General features: G+C 72.0%; 15 protein-coding genes. 7 read left to right on the forward strand and 8 right to left on the reverse strand.

Annotated elements, in window-relative coordinates:
• Positions 1-158: 158 nt before the first annotated feature.
• The 5 genes from BVG12_RS32355 to BVG12_RS32380 are packed head-to-tail and all read left to right on the forward strand — an operon-like array spanning position 159 to position 8,319.
• Positions 159-1,991, forward strand: coding sequence for a hypothetical protein (locus tag BVG12_RS32355; protein ID WP_229503774.1), 1,833 nt, complete (start codon positions 159-161; stop codon positions 1,989-1,991).
• Positions 1,988-3,034, forward strand: a complete 1,047-nt coding sequence (locus tag BVG12_RS32365) for a hypothetical protein (RefSeq protein WP_075795994.1) — start codon at positions 1,988-1,990, stop codon at positions 3,032-3,034. The genes BVG12_RS32355 and BVG12_RS32365 overlap by 4 nt, the downstream gene beginning before the upstream one ends.
• On the forward strand, positions 3,031-4,032 hold the full coding sequence (locus BVG12_RS32370) for a hypothetical protein (RefSeq protein ID WP_075795995.1): 1,002 nt from the start codon (positions 3,031-3,033) through the stop codon (positions 4,030-4,032). Before BVG12_RS32365 ends, BVG12_RS32370 begins: the two co-directional genes overlap by 4 nt.
• A 40-nt stretch (positions 4,033-4,072) precedes the next feature.
• Positions 4,073-6,124, forward strand: coding sequence for a coiled-coil domain-containing protein (locus BVG12_RS32375; protein ID WP_075795996.1), 2,052 nt, complete (start codon positions 4,073-4,075; stop codon positions 6,122-6,124).
• Entirely contained in the window at positions 6,121-8,319 is a 2,199-nt protein-coding gene (locus BVG12_RS32380; protein ID WP_075796702.1) for a bifunctional serine/threonine-protein kinase/formylglycine-generating enzyme family protein, read from the forward strand. Before BVG12_RS32375 ends, BVG12_RS32380 begins: the two co-directional genes overlap by 4 nt.
• A 221-nt stretch (positions 8,320-8,540) precedes the next feature.
• On the opposite strand, the gene BVG12_RS32385 is transcribed toward BVG12_RS32380, so the two are convergent.
• From BVG12_RS32385 to BVG12_RS32395, 3 genes are all read right to left on the reverse strand, one after another.
• Positions 8,541-10,034: an FHA domain-containing protein gene (locus BVG12_RS32385; RefSeq protein WP_075795997.1), complete on the reverse strand. Its 1,494-nt coding sequence runs from the start codon at positions 10,032-10,034 to the stop codon at positions 8,541-8,543.
• 131 nt (positions 10,035-10,165) lie between these two features.
• Entirely contained in the window at positions 10,166-11,146 is a 981-nt protein-coding gene (locus BVG12_RS32390) for a PP2C family protein-serine/threonine phosphatase (RefSeq protein ID WP_229503775.1), read from the reverse strand.
• 35 nt (positions 11,147-11,181) lie between these two features.
• Complete coding sequence (locus BVG12_RS32395; RefSeq protein WP_075795998.1) at positions 11,182-12,450, reverse strand: MFS transporter; 1,269 nt, start codon at positions 12,448-12,450, stop codon at positions 11,182-11,184.
• A 150-nt stretch (positions 12,451-12,600) separates the two neighbouring features.
• Here BVG12_RS32395 and BVG12_RS32400 point away from each other — a divergent pair, with 150 nt between their 5' ends.
• A complete protein-coding gene (locus BVG12_RS32400) occupies positions 12,601-13,083 on the forward strand; it encodes a GNAT family N-acetyltransferase (protein ID WP_075795999.1) in 483 nt (160 codons plus the stop codon).
• On the opposite strand, the gene BVG12_RS32405 is transcribed toward BVG12_RS32400, so the two are convergent.
• From BVG12_RS32405 to BVG12_RS32420, 4 genes are read right to left on the reverse strand one after another with little or no spacing between them, the layout of a single operon-like run.
• Complete coding sequence (locus tag BVG12_RS32405) at positions 13,057-13,494, reverse strand: SH3 domain-containing protein (protein WP_075796000.1); 438 nt, start codon at positions 13,492-13,494, stop codon at positions 13,057-13,059. The genes BVG12_RS32400 and BVG12_RS32405 overlap by 27 nt on opposite strands.
• A 7-nt stretch (positions 13,495-13,501) precedes the next feature.
• Complete coding sequence (locus tag BVG12_RS32410; protein ID WP_075796001.1) at positions 13,502-15,046, reverse strand: hypothetical protein; 1,545 nt, start codon at positions 15,044-15,046, stop codon at positions 13,502-13,504.
• Positions 15,016-17,355, reverse strand: coding sequence for an FtsW/RodA/SpoVE family cell cycle protein (locus BVG12_RS32415; RefSeq protein WP_075796002.1), 2,340 nt, complete (start codon positions 17,353-17,355; stop codon positions 15,016-15,018). The genes BVG12_RS32410 and BVG12_RS32415 overlap by 31 nt, the downstream gene beginning before the upstream one ends.
• Complete coding sequence (locus BVG12_RS32420; RefSeq protein WP_075796003.1) at positions 17,352-18,311, reverse strand: protein kinase domain-containing protein; 960 nt, start codon at positions 18,309-18,311, stop codon at positions 17,352-17,354. Before BVG12_RS32420 ends, BVG12_RS32415 begins: the two co-directional genes overlap by 4 nt.
• 110 nt (positions 18,312-18,421) lie before the next feature.
• Here BVG12_RS32420 and BVG12_RS32425 point away from each other — a divergent pair, with 110 nt between their 5' ends.
• A complete protein-coding gene (locus tag BVG12_RS32425; RefSeq protein ID WP_075796004.1) occupies positions 18,422-18,805 on the forward strand; it encodes a hypothetical protein in 384 nt (127 codons plus the stop codon).
• Positions 18,806-18,857: 52 nt separating this feature from the next.
• Here BVG12_RS32425 and BVG12_RS32430 read toward each other — a convergent pair whose 3' ends face one another.
• On the reverse strand, positions 18,858-19,406 hold the full coding sequence (locus BVG12_RS32430; RefSeq protein ID WP_075796005.1) for a YMGG-like glycine zipper-containing protein: 549 nt from the start codon (positions 19,404-19,406) through the stop codon (positions 18,858-18,860).
• Positions 19,407-19,537: the final 131 nt, after the last annotated feature.

A 19,537-nucleotide genomic window follows, 5' to 3' on the forward strand; every position in this document is an offset into this window, starting at 1 on the left:
TTCATTTCGGGCACGTCAAAAACCTGCTGCGCGTCGTACGGCGGACCGGTCGTACGACGCGTACAGTTGCGCTTCTCGAACGGCATTGCGGCCGCTCGCGACGGTTGTCGAGTGCCCTTGGGTCCTGCCATCGTGGACCGAACCATCGAAGAGGATTTATGCGTTTGCCGGGAACCCGGTACCAGGAACCGGGCTGGGAGGAAGTGCGCAAGTTGCTGGGACAGTGCTCGCTCGCCGCGCTGCGCGGCCTCGATCCCGCGCGCCCGGACATGCTGGACGACTACGTCGAACGCATGGCAGCCGGGCTGCTGGCCCAGCGCCACGGCGCCCGCGCGCGGGCGGCCGGCAACGGTTATGGCGAGACGGTCTATGAACTGGCCGTGGCCCTCGTCGTCGAACTGCGCGCCCGTCCGGCCGACTGGGACGCCTTCCGCGCCGCGCTGGCCGACGCGCCCCCGGGCGACGCGCTGTTGCGCAAGAAGGTGAACGACATGTTCGCCGTGCTGCGCGACCGCGTCGACGCCGACAACTACCAGGCCGCCTGCGGCCGCCCGTGCAGCCCGAACCGCATGTACGCCTACCGCATGCTGGACACCGCCTACCACGACGTGGCGCGCCTGTTCGCCGACTGGCGCGCGCACCGGGAGCAGGTCGGCGCCATCCTCGGCCGCGACATTCCCGACGCCACCGCGCCCATCGAAGCGCGCCAGCTGCGCACCATCGCCGATTGCCGGCCCGAGTGGATCCTGCGCTGGAGCGAGTCGCTGGAAGCGTTCGGCGGCGGGCCCGGGCCGCTGCACACGCGTTCCAAGCGCTTCGCCAGCCTGAAAACGAGCCCGGACAAGATCGCCGCGATGTTGCGCGAGATCGGCGATTACGAACAGCTGTCGGCAAACCGCGACGAGGATTGGCTGCGGGACCTGGACGACGCCTCGGTCTGGGTGGAAGATTACTGGCGTGTGCTGCAGGAATCCGAGGACGCGGCGACGCCCGGCCCGGACCGGATACTGGAAGCGTGCGAGGACGCGCTCGACCTGGCGGGACCCGAACCGGAACCGGAACCGGAACCGGCACCGCCGGACGACACGCTGGATGCGCGCCTGGAAACGCTGGCGCTGAGCGTTTCACTGCCCCCGGCTATGCCAGGGAAGCGGGAGCGGCCGAGACGCTCGACGGCAAGGTGGCGCGCGTGCTGGCGGCGGACGGGCTGCCGGTGCGCCTCGCCGTGTACGCGCGGCTGCTGGGGCCCGACGACGACGCCTATCCCGACGCCTGGCGCGACCCGGCCACCGGCGCGCTGCCGACGATGCAGCAGCTGGCGGCGCTGGCCGAGGTCTCGCTGCCGACGCTGCGCAAGCGGCGCGACGCGGCCATCGCCCGCCTGGGCGCGGCCTTTGATATTGAGCGAGGAAGCGATGCATAGCGACGACACGACCTCCCGCCGGCTGCGGGAAGCCCTGCTGCTGGGGCGCCGCAAGCCGGGCGACCGCTTGATGCTGGACGATGCCACGCTGGCCGCCGCGCTGGACGGCACCCGGCCGTTGACGGCGGGCGAACGGGCCGCGCTGCAGGCGTCGCCGCTGACGGCGCGCCGGCTGCGCCATCTGGCGCTGGCCCGCCGCGCAAGGGCGGACAACTGCGCATCCGGATCGTGGCGCGGCAGCCGCGGCGTGCTGCGCGCGGCGAGCAGCGGCACGCTCGACGCCGTCGTCACGGAAGACGACTGGTGGACCTTGCACTTCGTCGCTGCGGACGGTGGCTGGCGCGCCGTCCTGCAGCTCGCGCCGCAGGCCCCGTTCGCGCAGGCGCTGCTGGCCGCGCGCGCGCCGCTGCGCGTGCGTGACGGCGCGGGCGGCACGATCCTGGCCGGCCGGCTCGACGCGGACGGTGAATGCGAGGCCACCTGGCCGTTCGCCGCCGCGCCAGGCGACCATCTGCAGGCGCATGGCGCGAAATTCATTGTCGAACCGCTGGAGGCGGACCCGTTATGATCCCATTCTTCAAGCGCGCCGCGCCCGCCGTCGATGCGTGCAGCCTCGGACACACGGCCGTCGCGGTGCCGTTGCAGCCCAGCTGCGGCGTGCCGCCGGGCTGCCCCGTCGTGATCGTCGACGCGGACGGCCGGCCGCGCCGCGCCACGACCCAAAGCGGCAGGAAAGTCGAGCTGCGCCCCGGCGAACTGGCGTGGGCGTTCCACCCTGGACCGTACACGGTCGACGTCGTCCCGTTCGCGCAGGCGCCCGAGATCGGCCTGCGGACGACCTTCGCCATCGACCCGGCCGACCCGGCGCCGGCGGGCAAGCGCTTCGACCTGTACCTCGCGGCGGAGGCGGACGGCCGCCTGGACCTGGCGGCGTTGGGCGCCTCGGTGGAAGGCGCGGTGCGCAGCGCGCTGGAGCAGGGCGCGCTCGACCTGCCGCCGTGCGCGGACATCGACGAGTGGAACGCGTTCCGCCTGGGCCTGAACCGGCTTGTATACCTCCGCTTCGGGCTGACCGTGGACGATTGCGTGCCCGTCGAACTCGAAGGCGTGGACTACGCGGCGCAACTGGCGGCGCGCGCGGCGGGCGGCGCCGTCGCCGCCGTCCCGGCCGCCGTGCCGGAACGCGTGGAACCGGCGCTGGCCGATGCGAAGGCGCTGCGCCGCATGTTCCTGGAACTGCCTTGCGTGATGTGCGGCCTGCGCCTCGGCGCGCTGCCGTCCGGGCAAGACCTGTTCCGCCAGCAGCAGGCGTTGTTGCAGCGCCTGGACCGGTTGTCGGTCGAGATCACGACCATGCCCGCGCTCGTGCTGGCCGCGCCGGGCCAGCCGCTCGCCATCGACGAACAGCTGCGCCGCATGCGCCACAGCCTGCGTGCGACCGTCGCGCTGGACGAGGCGTGGGCTTTACTGGCCCGTCTCGACGGGGCGGACAAGGAAGGGGGAAATGCGCGCCTGGCCGCGCTGTACGACGAGGCCGAACGCATCGTCGCCAATCTCGAGGCGGAATGCGCCGGCCGGCGCGCCGTCCGCGAAGCGCAGGAGGCGGCATGAACGCACCGACGCAAGCCGTCTGCCGCAGCCGCCTGCCCGACGGTACGCTGCTGACGGTCACCGCCACGCGCCGCGAACGCGCGGGCCGCGCGGACGTCAAGTGCGTCGTGCCGGGCGACCCGCAGCGCGCGGAGCGCATGCAGCAGGTGGTGCGCCTCGCGCGCCACACGGAAGCGAAGATCGACAGCCGCGACCAGGTCGTGCTCAGCGCCGACAAAACGCCCGCCGGGCGCGACGCCGAACTGGCCTTCGTGCTGGCCGACCGCATCGTGCGCGGCGTGTGGTACGGGCGCGGCGACGTGGTCGCCAACGGCTGGTCCGACGCGTGGCAGCTGGGACGCGTGGACGGCCACGACGTGGGCGATGCTTCGCCGGACGCGCTGCTGGGCGGCCCGGACGGCCTCGCGCATCTGGGCCAGCTGGACGGCCATCCGGATCCCGGTGCGCGCGTGTCGAGCAGCCGCGCCTGGTTTCCGCTGCATAGCGGCGGCGCGGCCGACGCGCTCGGCTGGGTCGAAGTGAGCGTCCATCCGCTGGCCCCTGGCGCGCAGCAGGTGGACGAGGAACAGACGATCGCCGTGCCGGGTGCCGACGCGGCCCGCCAGCTGGCCGTGCGCCAGGCGCTAGCCGGCGCCCGCCATTTCGACGGCCGGGGCCTCGGGCGCTGGCGCACGACGGTGCGGTTCGGCGGGGAGCCGTTCGCGGGACGCTCGTACGAACTGGCGCTCGTGCTGGCTGACCGCATCGCACGGGGCCGCGAATTCCTGCCGCGCGCGCGGCTGCTTGCCACCGGCTGCTCGGACGCGTGGCATGCGGGGCGCGTCGGCACGGTCGACGGCCTTCTGCCCAAGTGCGCGCTGCTGCTGCGCGAGGCGGGGCCGGGCGACCGGATCGTGCTGCCGCACGCGTGGCGCGATGCCTTGCCGGACGGGTTCGTGGACGACGTCCGCGCGCGCGGCGCGAGCGTGACGTGCGTAGAGCGGATCGGGATCATTTGAGGTAGGCTGTCCGCGTGGCGGCAGTGGAAAGGAGTGGATGATGTTGCGGATGTTCGGACTAGGCGGCGCCAAATGCCCGCGCTGCGCGCAGGCGCATGGCGCGGCCGACGGTTATTGCGGCGCCTGCGGCCTGATGCTCGGCACGCCGCGCCATGCGCCCGTGCTGGTCGAGAACCGCTGGGTCCCCGGCCCGGACGAACTGGCCGTGTTCTTCGGCGTGCGCGCGCTGTCCGGCGTGTTCGTCAAGACGCTGCGCGTGCCCGCCACGGCGCGCGCCTATATCCTGCAAGGCGAGACCGCGACGGAAGTGCCGCAGGGCGAGTACGAGATCGAAGGCTTCTTCACGCGCCTGAACCACCTGCTGCGCGACCAGCATGCCGAGATCCTCGTCACGCGCAGCGGCGCGCTGCCCGTCGACTTCGAGCTGGATGGCCTCTGCAGCGCGGAACACCTGGAGGTGTCGGCGCGGCTGGCGCTGTCCGTGCGCATCGAGAACGTGCCCGCGTTCGCGCGCCACTTCATGACGATGCCGGGCACGGTGAAAAGCGATCACCTGCGGGAATTGCTGATGCAGCCCGTGCGCCAGCTGGCGGGCGAATTCGTCGCGGCGCGTTCGCTGCGCGAGATGGCGGAGGATGGTAAGCAGCGGCGCGAATTGCGTCCGGAACTCGACCAGCACCTGCAGGGCGGCCTCGCCTCGCTGCTGGCGGATTATGGCCTTGCGATCGTGCGCGTGGACACGCTGGCGCTGCGCCACGACCGCTTCGACGCCAACCGCGCCCGCATCGGCAGCCTGTGGCTCGCGGTGGACGAGCAGCGCGTGAAAGTCGAGCATGCGCGCCAGCTCGACGAGTTGTACACGGCGGACGAGTGGCGCCGCATCGCGCGCGAGGAAAGCCAGGCACGCCTGGCGCACCGCCGCGCCGAACTGCGCCAGGGCGCGAGCCTCGAGCGCGCCGAGATGACGCTGCAGAACGCCGAGCGCGCGCAGGCGATCCGCGTGCGCGAGATCGAGCTGTATGGCCGCATCGTCGAGGCCCGCTCCCGCAAGCAGGCCATCGAGCGGGGCGCGCAAGACCTCGTCGCGGAACTCGAACATGAACTGGCGCAGAAGCGTGGCGCGCGTGCGGACGCGGAAAGCGAATGGGCGCACCTGCGCGAACTGGCGGCCGTGCGCATGCGCGAGGAAGTGGCGCTGGCGCGCCAGGACGCGGCGCAGGAACGCACGGTCGCGGCCCAGCGCTTCACGCACCAGCTGTTGCAACAGCAGATCCGCAACAAGATCGAGCAGGCGCGCGGCATCGAGGACGCGGCCCGCCAGCGCGCCGAACTGGCGCGGCTGCATGCGGCCGAGGAAGACGCGGCACGGCGTGCCCGCGAGATCGAGGCCGAGGAACACGCGGGCCGCCTGCAAGCGCTGCAACTGGCCAACGCGGCGCGTCTGCGCGCGGCGGAGCGGTCCGAATCGGTCGACGCCGAAGCCGTGCGCCAGCGCGTGGAGGCGCTGCGCCGCGACGGTAACCAGGCCGACACGCTGGCCCAGCACGAGAAGCTGCTGCGCACGATCGCGGCCGACGCGGCGCTGCAGCAGGTCGCGCTGGATGGCGAACAGGCGCGCGCCGCGCTGCAGGCCGACGCGTTGGCCGCCGAGCGTGCGCACGAGCTGCGCCGCATGGAGACGATGGGCGCGGTCGACGATATCGCCAAGGTGGCGCTGGCCGCCGGCCCGAACGCGGCGCTGCTGGCCGACGTGCTGAAGGCGCGCACGCAGGCCGGCATGAGCGCGGAGCAACTGGCCGCGCTGACGTCGATGTCGCCGCAGGAAGCGCTGCGCCTCGCCGAGGAACACGTCGCGCGCGAACGCGAACGGCGCGACGACGACCTGGCGCGCGAGCGCCGCCACCAGCTGGACCTGCTCGCCATGCAGAACGACGTGAACAAGGCGGCGCTGGCCGCGCAGGCGCAGTTGGGCGCGGGCCTGATCGCGGGCGCGGCCGCGCTGGCGTCCGGCCCGGCGTGCCGCCATGCGGGCGCCCAGGCCGGCGACCGCTTCTGCGGCAGTTGCGGCGCGCCGCTGCCGGCGCGGGGATGATGCAGACGGCCATCGACAAGCTGCGCGAACTGCGCGCGCTGCACGAAGACGGCCTGCTGAGCCGCCAGGAATTCGACAGCCGCAAGAACGCGATCCTGGACGCGGCCTATCCCGCCGACGCCCCCGCGTACGCCGACGCGCCGGCCCGCGCCGGCACCGAGATCGGCCTGATGGCCACGCAGGAAGTGGGCCCGGCGCACCGCCGTTACCGGCTGGAGCACCTGATCGCGCAGGGCGGCATGGGCGAGGTGTGGCAGGCGACCGATCTCGCGACGCACGCGGAACTCGGCCACAGCGCCCAGGTGGCGTTGAAGATCCTGCCGCCGCGCCTGACGGAAAACGCGTTGCACGCGAAGCTGCTGATCGAGGAAGCGGCACGCGCGCGCCAGCTGGCGCACCAGAATATCGTGCGCGTCTACGACTGGGCGCAGGACCCGGCCACGGACAGCTATTTCATCATCATGGAGTGTCTCGACGGCGAGGATCTCGACGCCTTGCTGGCGCGCGAAGGCCGGCTCGGTCTCGACCGCGCGCTGGGCATCCTCGCGCCGCTGGCCGATGCGCTCGACTACGCGTGGGAACGGCACCACCTCGTCCATCGCGACATCAAGCCGGCCAACGTGTTCCTGGCGCGCGGTGGCGACGTCAAGCTGCTCGATTTCGGCATCGCGGCACGAGCGCGGGCCGGCGGCCCGTCCCTGGAGGCGCCCGCCAGTTCGGGCACGGCGGGCTATCGCGCGCCGGAGGCCAGCGCCGCCGGTGGTGTGCCGGAGCGCGGGCTCGACGTGTATGCCGTGGCCGTGATGCTGTACCGGATGCTGGCGGGCGCGCTGCCCGCGGGTGCCGATCCCGCGCGGCCGCAAGGCTTGAACGACGGCCAGTGGCGCGTACTGAAATCCGGCTTCGCGCGCGAGCCGGCGGTGCGGCCTGCCGGCGTGTCCGACCTGGTCGCGCGCCTGCGTGCGGCCGCGGGGCCCAGTCCGGATGAACTGCGTGCGCGCGCGGACGCTGAACGCGCCGAACAGGCCGCGCGCGACGCCGCCGCGCGCAAGCTGGCGGAAGCGCGAGCCCGGCTCGATGCGGCAGCCAAGGCCCAGCTGGAGCGCCAGCGCCGCGAACAGGAGCGGGCGGCGAAGGCGGCGGCCGAACAGGCGCGGGCCGTGCGCAAGGAAGCGCTGCGCCGGCAACTGCTGGAGAGGCGCGCGGCGGAAGCGGAAAAGGCCAGAGCCGAACGCGAGGAGACGCAGCGCAAGCTCGCGCAGGCCAAGGCGGCCGCCATTTATCTCGCCGAGCAGAAGCGCGCCCGCCTGGAAGAAGCGGCGCGCGCCCAGGCGATGCTCGAACAACTGCTGCCCACGCCCGCGAGTCCGGTGGCCGATACCGAAGGCGTTCTGCGCGACCGTTTCGAAGGCGGTGACAGCAGGGGCCCGGAACTCGTGCTGCTGCCGACGGGCCGGTTCCAGATGGGCTCTCCGGAGCACGAGCGCAAGATCGCGATGGCGTCCGGTTCGCAGCCGGCCTGGCTGGCGCGTGAACTGCCGCAGCACTGGGTCGGCATCGACAAGCCGATCGCGATGGGCCGTTATCCGGTGACGGTCGGCGAATGGCGCATGTTCGTCGCGGCGACGGGTTGGCGCTCCTCCGGGGAAACCGACTGGGACGCGCCCGGCTTCGCGCAGACGGACCGCCATCCCGTCGTCGGCGTGAACTGGTTCGACGCGATCCGCTACGTGCGCTGGCTCTCCGAGACGACGGGCAAGTCGTACCGCCTGCCCAGCGAAGCCGAGTGGGAATACGCGTGCCGCGCGGGGACGAAGACGGCGTTCTCGTTCGGCGATACGATCACGACCGACCAGGCCAATTACGACGGGAATTTCACGTATAACGGCAGCCCGCGCGGCGTCTATCGGCGCGGCACGACGCCCGTGGGCGTGTTCGCCGCCAATCCCTGGGGCCTGTTCGACATGCACGGCAACGTGTGGGAATGGGTGCAGGACGTCGTCCACGACAATTACGACGGCGCGCCGCTGGACGGCAGCGCGTGGGAAGAGGGCGGCGACCAGGCGCGCCGCATCCTGCGCGGCGGTTCCTGGCTGTACAACCCGCGCTACCTGCGCTGTGCGCTGCGCAACGGGTTTTCGGCCGCCCTGTCGAACGACATCGTCGGTTTCCGCGTCGTGCGCGACCTGATGTAACGGCCCGGCACGATACGGAGCAGCAACTTCACGGCAGTGACATAATGGACCGGCACGCGGGCGAGGCCGGCGGTGCCGTCCGCGTCTTTGGAACCGAGGAGGTTGCCATGCGCATTCCCAAAGACATCCAGATCCCCTTCATCGTGCTGTCGCTCGAGGCGGTCCTGCTGACAGGGGCGGCGTTGATCTTCCTGGTCCTGCGACCCGGCTGACGGGCGCATTCAGGCGTCGAGAAGGCGGGCCGCCGCGCGCCGGCGATCGCCCGCCGGGCTGCGTTCGGCCTGGTCTTCCGGACGCGCACTGCACGCGAAGCGCACGCGGCCCGTGAAGCGGGCGAGCCGCTCCAGCATGGTGGCGGGACTCAGCGCCGTTTCCAGGCGGGTAGCGGGGTCGAGGTGCCAGAAGCCGCCGTCGCGGTGGAACAGCACCGGCATACCGGCCGCGCGCGGCAGGGCGCCGCCGCCGTGCGCTTGCGGTTCGACGCCAGGTGCGCACAACACGAAGCACTCGGCGCCGCCGCCGGCGTCCACGCGGTGCAAGGTCAGCGCGTGTGCGTGCAGCGCGGTGACGACGAAGGTCACGACGCCGCGGATGCTGGCCGTCAGTTCGATGCGCATGCCGAGCCGCAGCGGCACGCGTGCGTGCTTGCCGGGCCAGACCCCGTCCAGCAGCAGGCCGTAGCGCGACACGTCCTCGATCTCGAATCCGCCGCGCGCCGGACGGACGACGGCGTGGCGCGCGGACAGGCGGCGCGTGAGGCCGTCCGGTTCGGGGCCGTGCGCGCCGTAGTGTTCGAGCAGGAGATCGGCCTCGCCACCCGGCGATTCATGACGGCCCAGCGCGCACTCGTCCAGCGCGAACAGGCGCACGTGGCGTTGCGCGCCCGCATCCGGCTCCGCGTACACCAGGCACGCGCTGCTGGCCGGGCAGGGGTGCGCGGCCCGTTCCGCCGGCATGTCGATTTCGATCAGGTCTTCGTCCCAGGCGATCGTCGGCAGCGCGACGGCCACCTTGCCGCCGGCGTTCGCGTCGAGGTTCAGTTGCGCGATGGAGGCGTTGCGCGCCTGGATGTCGATGTCCATCGCGCCGCCGCCGGCCAGGCCGTGCACGCGGGCGATGCCGGCATCGTCGGCGCTGATGCGCACGTTTTTATGCGTGGCCAGGAAGGTCTGGTGGATCTCGCCCAGCGACGCGTCCGGCCGGGGCACGAGCAGCACGAGCGTCGCCACCCACGTGCGGGCCCTGTCCGGACGATCGGAGGGGCGCGCATGGATTTCCAGGTCGATGCGGTACTGGCCGTGTTCGTGGCCGCGCGACGAGAATTCCACGAACACGGGGCGCCAGTCGCCGCGCAGGGTGCGGTTGAATTGCTGGCGGCCGCTCGTGCCCGGCAGCAGTTTCGATTCCAGCAACAGGGTCAACTGTGCGGGTACGTCGTCCGGCATGCCGCGCAATTCCAGCTTGATGGCCTGGCGGCCGCCGGCCGCGCGCGGGTCGAAGCCGCTCACGTGCAGGTGCGGACGCTGATTCGGGACCGGGCCCGGACGGATGGGCGCCGGCGCCCCCTCGGCGCGCACGTGTTTCACCATGTCGAAGCTGGAGCCCAGCAGGTCGACGGACCCGGCGGCTTGCCGGTGCCCGTGCGCACACACGGGCTCGCCGGGGGCGACCCAGACCGTGCAATGCGGGTGATCGGGACTGCTGCAACGCTTCATGGGCGGTTATCGGTTCGGCAGGGTGATTGCGGGCGGGTTCTCGGGCCTCAGCTTACGCGATTGTAGCCGAGCGCAGCGCGCGGTATTCATTGTTGAGCAAGGCTTTTTTCCAAAAGCATCATTAACAACGGTCACGCACCGGGCAGCGCGGTCTCGTCGCGCGTCCGGCCGTCGTCGGGGACGCGCAGCAGGATCGCGCTGACGTTGTCCGGATAAAAGAACGCGGCCGGATGCGCATCGTACGCGGCCAGCAGCGCGTGCAGCATCGTCGCGGCATCCGCGCCGCCCGCCAGCAGCTGCGGCCACTGGCCCACCCAGCCGGCCGGGTCCGAGCACGACCACAGACCGTCCGTCGCCAGCAGGTACGAGCAGCCGGCGCGCAGCGCGACGGGGCGGCGGTCGGCCAGGCGGCACAGCCACGCCGGCAGGTTCAGCGGCGACAATTCGAACAACGGGTCGTTCAGCCGGGACGGATCGGCGAACGCATTCCCGAGCAGGAACGCCTGCGCCACCTGGGGCCGGTGCTCGCCGTGCACCTGCCGCCACCATTCCGCCTCGCCCAGCAGGCCGGCCATCGCATAGGCGGTGGCGGGGACGTGGTCGACCGTCAGCGGCGTCGCCCCCTCGGGCGTGATTTCGTACAACCGCGAATCGCCCACGTGGTACAGCAGGGGAGGTTCGCCCGCGCGCAGTTCCAGCAGCGTCAACGTCGTGCCGGGGCGCGCGCCCGGCGCGTCGGCGAAATGGCGCTGCAGGTCGCCGTGCAAGGCGTCCAGGCGGCGCGCCAGCTCGGCGGCGGTGGCGCAGGGCGGCAGCGCGAGCAGGCCCGCGACGACGGCTTCCGCCGCTTCCCGTCCGTGGCCATGGCCGCCCATGCCGTCCAGCACGGCGAGGCGCGCGTGGCCGGGACGCCAGCCGCCCAGGCGGCGGCGTTGCACGGCCTGGTCCTGCAGCCACGCGGCGTTGCCGTCCTCGTCGATCAGCAGCAGATTGTCCTGGTTTTCCGCGCGCAGGCGCGGTCCGGCGCCCAGGCGCGAGCAGGCGGCGACGTCGAGGGCGGTAAAACGGAGTCCGGCAATCCGGGCTTCAAGGGGCGATATCGGCATCTTCATACTGTAACCGGAAATGCCATAACGCCAAGCTTCGATTAGATGGGGTTTTTCCGTCCACCCGTGAGTAACACGGCCGCGTTCACGAGCACGCATGCGCCGGCCGCCGTCAACGCGAAGCGCACGCCCCACGCATCCGCGACGCGGCCCCAGAACAGGCTGCCGGCCGTATAGCCGCCAGCCATCACGACGAGGTAGATGGCCAGCGTGCGCGCCCTCACCTCGGCCGGGAACGACAGCTGCGCCGTCGCATTCAACGTCGACACGACGGCCGACCAGGCCATGCCGCCGCACAGGATCAGCGGAACGAGCAGGGCCAGCGAGTGCAGGAAGGGCATCGTGGCCAGCATCGCACCGTACACGACGAGCGCGCCCGCGAGGATGCTCGTCTTGTCGACGCGGGCGCGGACCGCGGGCAGGCAGAACGCGGCGATGACGGCGCCGCCGCCCAGGCTGCCCATCAGCGTGCCGAACACGCTGGCGTCCATGCGCAGCACGTCGCGCACGAACACGGGCAAGAGGCCCGCGAACGCGATGGTGGCGAAGAACACGCTCGCCACATTGCGCAGGATGCGGCGGTAGCGCGGGCAGCCGAACGCCATGTACAGGCCTTCGCGCAGGCGCGCGCCGTAGCCCGCGCACGACTTGGGTTGCGATGCGCCTTCGCGCCACCACGCGCGGTAGATCGCGAGCAGGCCGACGAACGAGACGGCGTTCACGAGGAACAGCGGCCCGGGGCCGATCCATTTGAACAGCACGCCGCCCAGCGCCGGGCCGAGGATCGCGGCCGTGTTGTACGACAGGTTGTTGAGCGTCGCCGCCGCCTCCACTTCGTCCGGCTCGACGAGCCCGGAGATCGCCGCCTGCCACGCGGGCCACATGAACGCGGAGCCGCAGCCGAGGCAGAACAGCACCGCCAGCACGGCGGCATGCGGCGCGTGGCCGCTGGCGACGATCGCCGCCAGCGCGCAGGCGCAGCCGGCCATGAACAGGTTGCAGAAGAACAGGAATTTGGGCCGGTGCACGGCATCCGCGACGACGCCGGCGAACAGCGCGAACAGGAAGATCGGGATATACGTGGACGTTTGCACGAGCGTCGTCATCGACGCCGATTGCGAGCTGGACGCGATCAGCCAGGCTGACGCGAACGTCTGGATCCACGTGCCGAGGTTCGAGACCAGGTTGGCGCACCACAGGCGGCGGTAGCGCGCATGGCGCAGCGGTTGCGTCAGCGGGACCCTGCGCCGCGCCGGGGCCGCCGTCGCCGTTTGGGGCCGCGCGGCGGGGGCGAGGCTGGATTTCGTCATCCACGCAGTCTACGGGCGCGCCACGGCCGGGTCAACGCGGCGGCCGGACTTGCGCGCGTTTGCCCGGCCGGTGCGGGGTTTTCCCAACGTGACGATTCGATAACCTGGGCGGCCGTGCTATCTTGTCGTTTTCGTCATCGATGACCGCGCGTGCTGATCCGCCCGTTCGAATCCACCGACATCCCTGCCGCCGCCGACGTGCTGCGGCGCGCCGCCGAGACCTTCATCCTGCACGAGTCGACGCCCGAACACGCAGCAAACTTTCTCGCCGAGCACGACGCGGCGGCCCTGCGCCGCAACGTCGACGCCGACTTTCTGTACCACGCGGCCGTCGTGGACGGCGTGCTGGCCGGGTTCATCGGCGTGCGCGGCGGTACGCATCTATTTCACCTGTTCGTGGACGCGGCGTACCAGCGGCGCGGGATCGCGCGGGCGTTGTGGGAGGTCGCGCGGGCGGCGGCGCTGCGGCCGGGGCACCCCGGCGTCTTCACCGTCAACGCGTCGAACGTCGCGGTGCCGTTCTATGCATCGCTGGGTTTCGAACGTACGGCGCCCATGCAGGAGGCCTCCGTGCGCTACAACCCGATGCGTCTCGTCGTCGCGGGTTCAGTGCCCCTCGTCGGTGCGGCGTAGCCACAGGCTGCTGGCCCAGCCTTCCACGTCGCGGCCGTCGACCTTCGCGCGCACGCGCCACCAGTCGCCGTCCGTCGCGCCCGTCGCGCTGACGACGGTGCCGGCCCGCAGCACCCGCGTCCGCGCGGCGCGCACGCCGTGGTCTGCGCGCAGGTTCAAATCGTCGACGACGCGATAGCGCGCGCCGGCCGCCGGTCCGACGGCCGCCACCGCCGCCTGGACCGGCGCGGGCGCGGACGCGGACGGCAGCATTCTCGAACACGGCAGACCCAGGGCGAGCGTCCCGCCGGCCAGCACGGCCGCGGCCCGCACATTGGGACGGCGCCACCACGCGCGCGGCGTGCACCATGCGGCCAGCACGAGCGTGAGCGCGAACGCCAGGCCCCAGATGGCGACTGTGCCGAGGTCCATGCGCGCCTCAGGCATCGAAGCGGAGCACGTAATGGCCCGCGACGAGGTGGTGGCCCGCCGGCAGACGGTACGGCTGTTCCGGCGTGGCCGCGTCGATGGCGGCGACGAAGGCCAGGTTGTCGTCCAGGTGGTACAAGGCCTGCGTGGGCGATTGCCGTGCGATCAGCCAGCCGTCCGGCGCCGCCTCGAAGCTGAACGCGTCGCGCGACAGGCCCAGGCGGTCGGCGCTCGACGGCGGCGTGCCGGCGGCATTGCGCAGGAAGCGCGGCGAGTCCAGCACGCGCAAGGCGGCCAGCATCGCCGCGCCGCGCCCGAACGTGAAGCGCGCACCGGGCGCCACCGGCAGGGCCGGGGGCTGCGGCAGCATCAGGAGGGCGCAGTAACGGTCCGCCAGCGCGGGCGCGCACGCCGCGAGGTCCAGCCGCGCGCCGTCGACGGGACTGAAGCTGGCCGGCACCGCGATGCGTTCGCGGCCCGCAGGCGTGATGGCGTGCAGCGCGTCCTGGTCGTCGACGGTGAAACCGATGACGGCATCGGCCGCTTGCGCCGACGGGACGAAGGCGCGGTTCAAGCCGATCTCCAATACCTGGGCGCCGGTCTCGCGGTAGCGCGACAGCCGCGGCAGCGCGAGTGCCGCGAGGGCCACGCGCCGGCGCTGGACGGGTGCATAGGTCGCGTCCAGCGCCGCGCCGGCCGGCGCCGGTGCCGTCACGTGCGCAAGCGGCACGGCCGTGAGTTCGGGATCGGGCACGGTGCGCGGTTTCCAGACGGCCGGACGTGCAGCCGGCGTGGCGGGCGCTTTCGATACGGCGTGGGGGCGCGACGGCGTCGCGCGCAGCAGCAGGCGCAGCGCGGCGCCCGTGGCGTCGGCGGCGCCGCGGCGCGACTTGATCGTCCAGTAGCCGGCGGCCGCATCCCAGGTGCAGTCGAAGGCATCTTTGGGCCGCACCTGCACTTCCAGCGGCGCGTCCGGCCCGTCGTTGATGAGGAGGACGGCGCCTTCCGCGCCGAACGGCCAGCCCGGCGCGGCGTACGTGGCCTCGTGCTCGTCGTGGCCGATCAACGTGAGTCTCTGGTGCGGGTAGATGGGGCAGACGGTCTTCCACACGGCGCTGTCGCGCGACACGCTGACCGTGTATTGCACGGCTTCGTCGGGCGCGGGCAGGTAGACGGCGTGGCCGAACTTGACCTCGACCTCGCCCGGTGCCAGGCGGTCGGCGCCGATCACGTGGTAACGGACGTCGTCGCCCTGCAGCAGGTCGCCGAAATCCTTCTGGTGCAACGCCGCCAGGCCTTGCGCGAGGTCGCGCACGCGGGCGCCGCGCGTGAGGTGGCGGTCGTCGTCGACCTCTTCCTGCGGCAGCATCAGCGTGACGTGGGAAAAGCAGCGGACGGCGGCACGGCCGCGCTGCTCGCGCGGCGTGCGTTCCAGCAGGTCGCGCAGCAGCGGACGGCGCGCGAACAGCGCGAGGCCGGGCGCCTGCCAGATGGCGTGGGCGTCGAAGACGTCGCCCACCTTGCCTAGAGCTTCATGTTGGACGTAGACCGGCATGATTCGTTCTCCTCTAAAGATTGGCTGCTGGCGACAGCGGCACCTAGCAGGGGGCAGATGAAAAACAGCAGGTGCGAACCGCCCGCGGACAAGAAGCTCATCGGCTGGCCCATCACCGGGAAGATCGCGAGATTCGTGCCCCACGAGAGCAGGAAGTGGCCGAATGCGAACGCGGCGCCGCCGGCGAGGAAGAAGCAGCGCAGGCGCGCGAGCCACGCGATGCGGAAGTCGCGCGCGTCCGATGCGGCCAGCCAGCAGCGCACGGCGAGGCGCAGCAGCGCGCACAGGAACAGCGCCTGCAGCAGCCACAGGCCGACGGCAGCAAGCAGCCCGTGGCGTTGGACGAAGAACGACGCGGCGAAGTCGTCCTGGACGGCGGGGATGCGCAGTGCGAACCCGGGATCGAGGCCAAGCTGCGCCACGCCGAATACCCCGTCGACGCCGCGCCAGCCGCCTTGCGCGATCGCGCGCGCGCCCAGCAGCAATTGCTGGCCGGTGTGCGGATGCGTGCCCGGATCGAGCCAGACGAGGAAGCGGTCGGCATAAAAATCCCAGCGCGCGATGCCATCCGCGCCGGCGCCGCGCAGCAGGACCACGGCCAGCACGGCGGCGGCGGCCACGCAGACGAGCGCGCACGCGGCGGCGCGCCGGCGCGTGGCCAGCGCCTGCGCCAGCATCATCGTGCCGCTCCACAGCGCCAGCAGCACGAGCGGAGAATAATCGTCGACCTGCACCAGCGCGACGCCGAGCAGCAGCATGAACAGCAGCGCCGGCGCCGCGAGCCGCAGGCCACGGCGCCACGCGCCGCCGGGGGACGGGCCGTCCGCGCACGCGAGCGCCAGGCAGTGGGCCGAGAGCGCGGCCAGCGCCAGCTTGGCGAATTCCACGGGCTGCAGGTCGAACACGCCCGTCTCGTCGCCATACGCGACCTGCAGCAGCAGTGCAACGAGCGCCACACCCGTCAGCAGCAGGAGCGCCAGCTCGATGCGCGCTTGCGGCAGAGGACGCGCCGGCCGCACGCGGCCCGCCAGCGCGGCGGCGCCGGTGCCAAGCGCCAGCAGCGCCGCGGTCTTGTGGAAGTGGCGCAGCCAGGCGGTGTCCGGCGCGCCCAGGCCCAGGTCGAGTTGCGCCAGCAGGCCGAGCGCCAGCAGCGGCAGCGCGGCCGCGAGGACGGGATCGAGGCGGCGCGGCGCCGCCAGCGCGAACGCCAGCGCGGCCCAGGCGACGAGCAGCCCGACGCCCGCGCCGGCCGGCGCGCCGGTCCGCTGCAGCCAGAACAGGATCGCGCCGGCACCGGCCAGCAGCACCGCCATGCCGGCCGCCGCGCCCGCGCGCAAGCGTGTCCCCGTGTTGGCGGCGGCGCTTGATGCGAGTGCGCCCGCGCAGGCGGCACCGAGGACGGCCAGCAACGGCACGATGGCCTGCGCCGGCAGGTCCCACGGCGTGCGCCGCGTCCACGTCCACGTGACGCCGGCCGGCAGGCGCAGCGCCGCGTCCGGGTACAGCGCGACGTGGCCGGCGGGGCGCAGGTGCAGCACGTCGCCGTTCGTCGCGAGCAGCAGGCGCGTGCGGCCGAAGGCGAGCGTCGCGCCGGTGCCGAGGCGCAGCGGGCGGTCGGACAGCAGCGCTTCGCGGCCTTGCTCGGCCAGCAGCAGCGGGACGCCCGGCGCGGCCGCCAGATCGAGACCGTCGCCGGCCTGGCTGCGCGCGATGGCGGCAGCGGGCGCCGGCACGCCCGGGACGGCGATGCGGTTCCCGCAATCGAGATTGCCGCCGAAAACGAGCGGGCGGCCGAAGGCGAGCATGGCCGGCGCGATCCGGTTCCACATGCCGGCCAGGCGTGTGCCGAGGCGGGCGTCCGGGCAGGCCGGCTGCGGCTTGCCGTCGCGGCGCAGCAGGGCGCCGTCGTAGCGCCATGTCGTGCCGCCGGCGGAGAGCGACACCGTGCCGGCATCGGCCGCGGCGACGTCGACGCGCAAGGCACCCAGCTGGAAGTGCTGGCCCGGCGCCAGCACGACGCTGCCGCCGCGGCGCCGGCGGGTGCCGTCGTGGACGAGCAGCGGCGAGCTCGCGCCATCGTCCGCCGCCCACCAGGTGCCGCCGGCGTCGCGCCGCAGTTGCAGGCGGCCGCCGTCCCGGGCCGGCGCGCCGAGGGCCGCGTGGTCGAGCGCCAGCGTTGCGCCGCGGGCCAGCACGACGTCGACCCGCGCCGGCATCCACGCAGCCGGCGCGCGCAGCAGCGCAAGCATCTGCAAAGCGCACAGGGCGGCGAGCAGCGCGCCGGCGAACGGGCGGGCCGCGCGCGTCATGCGGCGCTCCGCAGGGCGGCGGGTGCGCTGTCCAGCCCCTGCGCTGCGCGCGCGATCAGGCGGCTGATCTCGAGCGCGTGGCGCGGACGCGCGTCAAGCCGGGGCGCGAGCAGGGCGCGCAGCAGGACCAGCAATCCATCGGGATCGCGCGCGCAGGCGTGCCCGAGGAACAGCGCCACCTCGTCGGGCGCGAGGATCGCGGGCGGGCGTGCGCGCAGGGCGCCGGCCGTGCCGTGCGTCCGGAAGGCGTCGGCGCAGGCGGCGCAATAGCGCAGCGACACGCCGGTGACGAGGGTGTAGAGCAGGGCGCCCAGCGCGAAATAATCGCTGCGTGCGTCCGTGCGGTAGCGTCCGGCGTCATCGGGGAAGAATTGTTCCGGCGCCTGCCACGCGGCGGTGCCGGCATAGGAGTGGGCGGCCCTGTCCGCCAGCTGCCGGTTCGTGCCGAAGTCGGCGAGTTTCAGTGCGCGGGTGCGCGCGTCGACGAGGAGGTTGGCCGGCTTGAGGTCGAGGTAACGCCAGCCGTATTGATGGACTTTCGCGAGCGCCGCGTTGACCTGGGCCGTCCAGGCCAGAGCCTGGTCGATGCCCGGCCCCGCGCCCCGGCTGCGTAATGACTTCAGGTGGCCGGCGAGGTCGCCGTCGAGCAATTCCAGCGCCAGCGCGGGTTGGCCGTCGTGCTCGCCGCTGTCGAGCAGGCGCACGATGTGGCGCTGGTCCCATGGCTGCAGCGCGCGCAGGAACGCGATCTCGGCATCGAAGCTCGCGCGCCAGACCGCACGCTGCGGCGGCAGGGCGAGGTCCATCTGGTCGCGGTTCACGAGTTTCACGGCTGCCGGTGTGCCGTCCAGCACGGACACGGCGCGCCACACCTGGCCGTAGCTGGAGCCCGTCAACCGAGCCTCCAGGCGCCATGCGCCCGCCGTCAATGTGATGATGTCGCCTGCTTCGACCATACGTCCTCCCGAGCGGCGGTTGCCGCTTGCGGAGGGTTAGCCGGGGGGCGGAGAAAAGCGGGCTTATGGTAGAGTTGACAATATTGCAAATCGGAAAACGCAAGGAAGCCATGTCGAGATCGGTATTGAGTGCCAAGGTCTTTGCCGTCTACCTGTTTATCGTCGGTCCCGTGCTGGTCTTCGCGCCGAACATCCTGCTGGCGATCTTCCGGATCGCGCCTGTCGGCGATGTCTGGATCCGCGTCGTCGGCCTGCTGGCCTTGAATATCGGCGTGTATCTCTGGAGGTTGGCCGATCACAGGCCGTTCCTGGAAGCGTCGGTCTACACGCGCGTGCTCGTGTGCGCCGTGTTCTTCATGTTCGCGCTCACCGGGATGGCCGACCCGATGATCGCGCTATTCGGCGTCATCGATCTGTGCGGCGGGCTCTGGACGTGGTTCGCGTTGAAAGCCGACGCCCGCGCATCCGCGCCCGCGCTGGCGGGCCAGCCTTGAGCAGGCAATAAAAAACCGCGCACGGGGCGCGGTTTGTGGTTCGGTGTCGCGATCAGCGGTGCCAGCCGCCGCGGTCACGGTCCCAGCCGCGGTCGCGATCCCAGCCGCGGTCGCGATCCCAGCCGCGGTCGTGATCCCAGCCGCGGTGCCAGCCGCGATCGTGGTCGTAGTAGCGGCCGCGTTCGACCACGACCACATCCGGGCGCGCATCGTAATAGTAGCGTTGCGGCTCGACATACACGGGGCGCGGCTCGACATAGACCGGGGGCGGCTCGACGTAGACGGGACGCGACTCGACATAGACCGGACGCGATTCGACGTAGGTCGGTGCCGACTGGTAATAGCCGCTGGAGTAGCCGTCCGAGTAGGCGTAGCCGCGGTTGCGGTAGTAATAATCGTCGTTCGTGCGGGCGGAATTGCCGACCGCGGCACCGATGACGCCACCGACGAGCGCACCGTTGCGGCCGCCCACACTGCCGCCGATGGCGGCGCCGGCCACCGCGCCGACGATCGTGTTCACACCACGATCGTCGGCCATCGCCGTCGAGGATACGGCAGCTGCGGCCAGGAGCATGGCACCAATGCATTTATTCTTCAACATGGCTTGTTCCTTGCGCCTCAACGGGGGATCGAAATGATCGCGACTACGCCAGGCATGCAATCATCATAGATCGGGTACCGGATGGTGCCACGGGTTAATACAGATTTTTACATCTGCTTCTCCCTCAGTAA

The sequence above is a fragment of the Massilia putida genome, assembly GCF_001941825.1.
Lineage (GTDB): Bacteria > Pseudomonadota > Gammaproteobacteria > Burkholderiales > Burkholderiaceae_D > Telluria > Telluria putida.

What these genes read in the sequence shown, in the direction of transcription:
- BVG12_RS32355 (WP_229503774.1), top strand. Translation starts at nt 159, where the DNA reads ATGCGTTTGCCGGGAACCCGGTACCAGGAACCGGGCTGGGAGGAAGTG.
- BVG12_RS32365 (WP_075795994.1), top strand. Translation starts at nt 1,988, where the DNA reads ATGATCCCATTCTTCAAGCGCGCCGCGCCCGCCGTCGATGCGTGCAGC.
- BVG12_RS32370 (WP_075795995.1), top strand. Translation starts at nt 3,031, where the DNA reads ATGAACGCACCGACGCAAGCCGTCTGCCGCAGCCGCCTGCCCGACGGT.
- BVG12_RS32375 (WP_075795996.1), top strand. Translation starts at nt 4,073, where the DNA reads ATGTTGCGGATGTTCGGACTAGGCGGCGCCAAATGCCCGCGCTGCGCG.
- BVG12_RS32380 (WP_075796702.1), top strand. Translation starts at nt 6,121, where the DNA reads ATGATGCAGACGGCCATCGACAAGCTGCGCGAACTGCGCGCGCTGCAC.
- BVG12_RS32385 (WP_075795997.1), bottom strand. Translation starts at nt 10,034, where the DNA reads ATGAAGCGTTGCAGCAGTCCCGATCACCCGCATTGCACGGTCTGGGTC.
- BVG12_RS32390 (WP_229503775.1), bottom strand. Translation starts at nt 11,146, where the DNA reads ATGAAGATGCCGATATCGCCCCTTGAAGCCCGGATTGCCGGACTCCGT.
- BVG12_RS32395 (WP_075795998.1), bottom strand. Translation starts at nt 12,450, where the DNA reads ATGACGAAATCCAGCCTCGCCCCCGCCGCGCGGCCCCAAACGGCGACG.
- BVG12_RS32405 (WP_075796000.1), bottom strand. Translation starts at nt 13,494, where the DNA reads ATGGACCTCGGCACAGTCGCCATCTGGGGCCTGGCGTTCGCGCTCACG.
- BVG12_RS32410 (WP_075796001.1), bottom strand. Translation starts at nt 15,046, where the DNA reads ATGCCGGTCTACGTCCAACATGAAGCTCTAGGCAAGGTGGGCGACGTC.
- BVG12_RS32415 (WP_075796002.1), bottom strand. Translation starts at nt 17,355, where the DNA reads ATGACGCGCGCGGCCCGCCCGTTCGCCGGCGCGCTGCTCGCCGCCCTG.
- BVG12_RS32420 (WP_075796003.1), bottom strand. Translation starts at nt 18,311, where the DNA reads ATGGTCGAAGCAGGCGACATCATCACATTGACGGCGGGCGCATGGCGC.
- BVG12_RS32425 (WP_075796004.1), top strand. Translation starts at nt 18,422, where the DNA reads ATGTCGAGATCGGTATTGAGTGCCAAGGTCTTTGCCGTCTACCTGTTT.
- BVG12_RS32430 (WP_075796005.1), bottom strand. Translation starts at nt 19,406, where the DNA reads ATGTTGAAGAATAAATGCATTGGTGCCATGCTCCTGGCCGCAGCTGCC.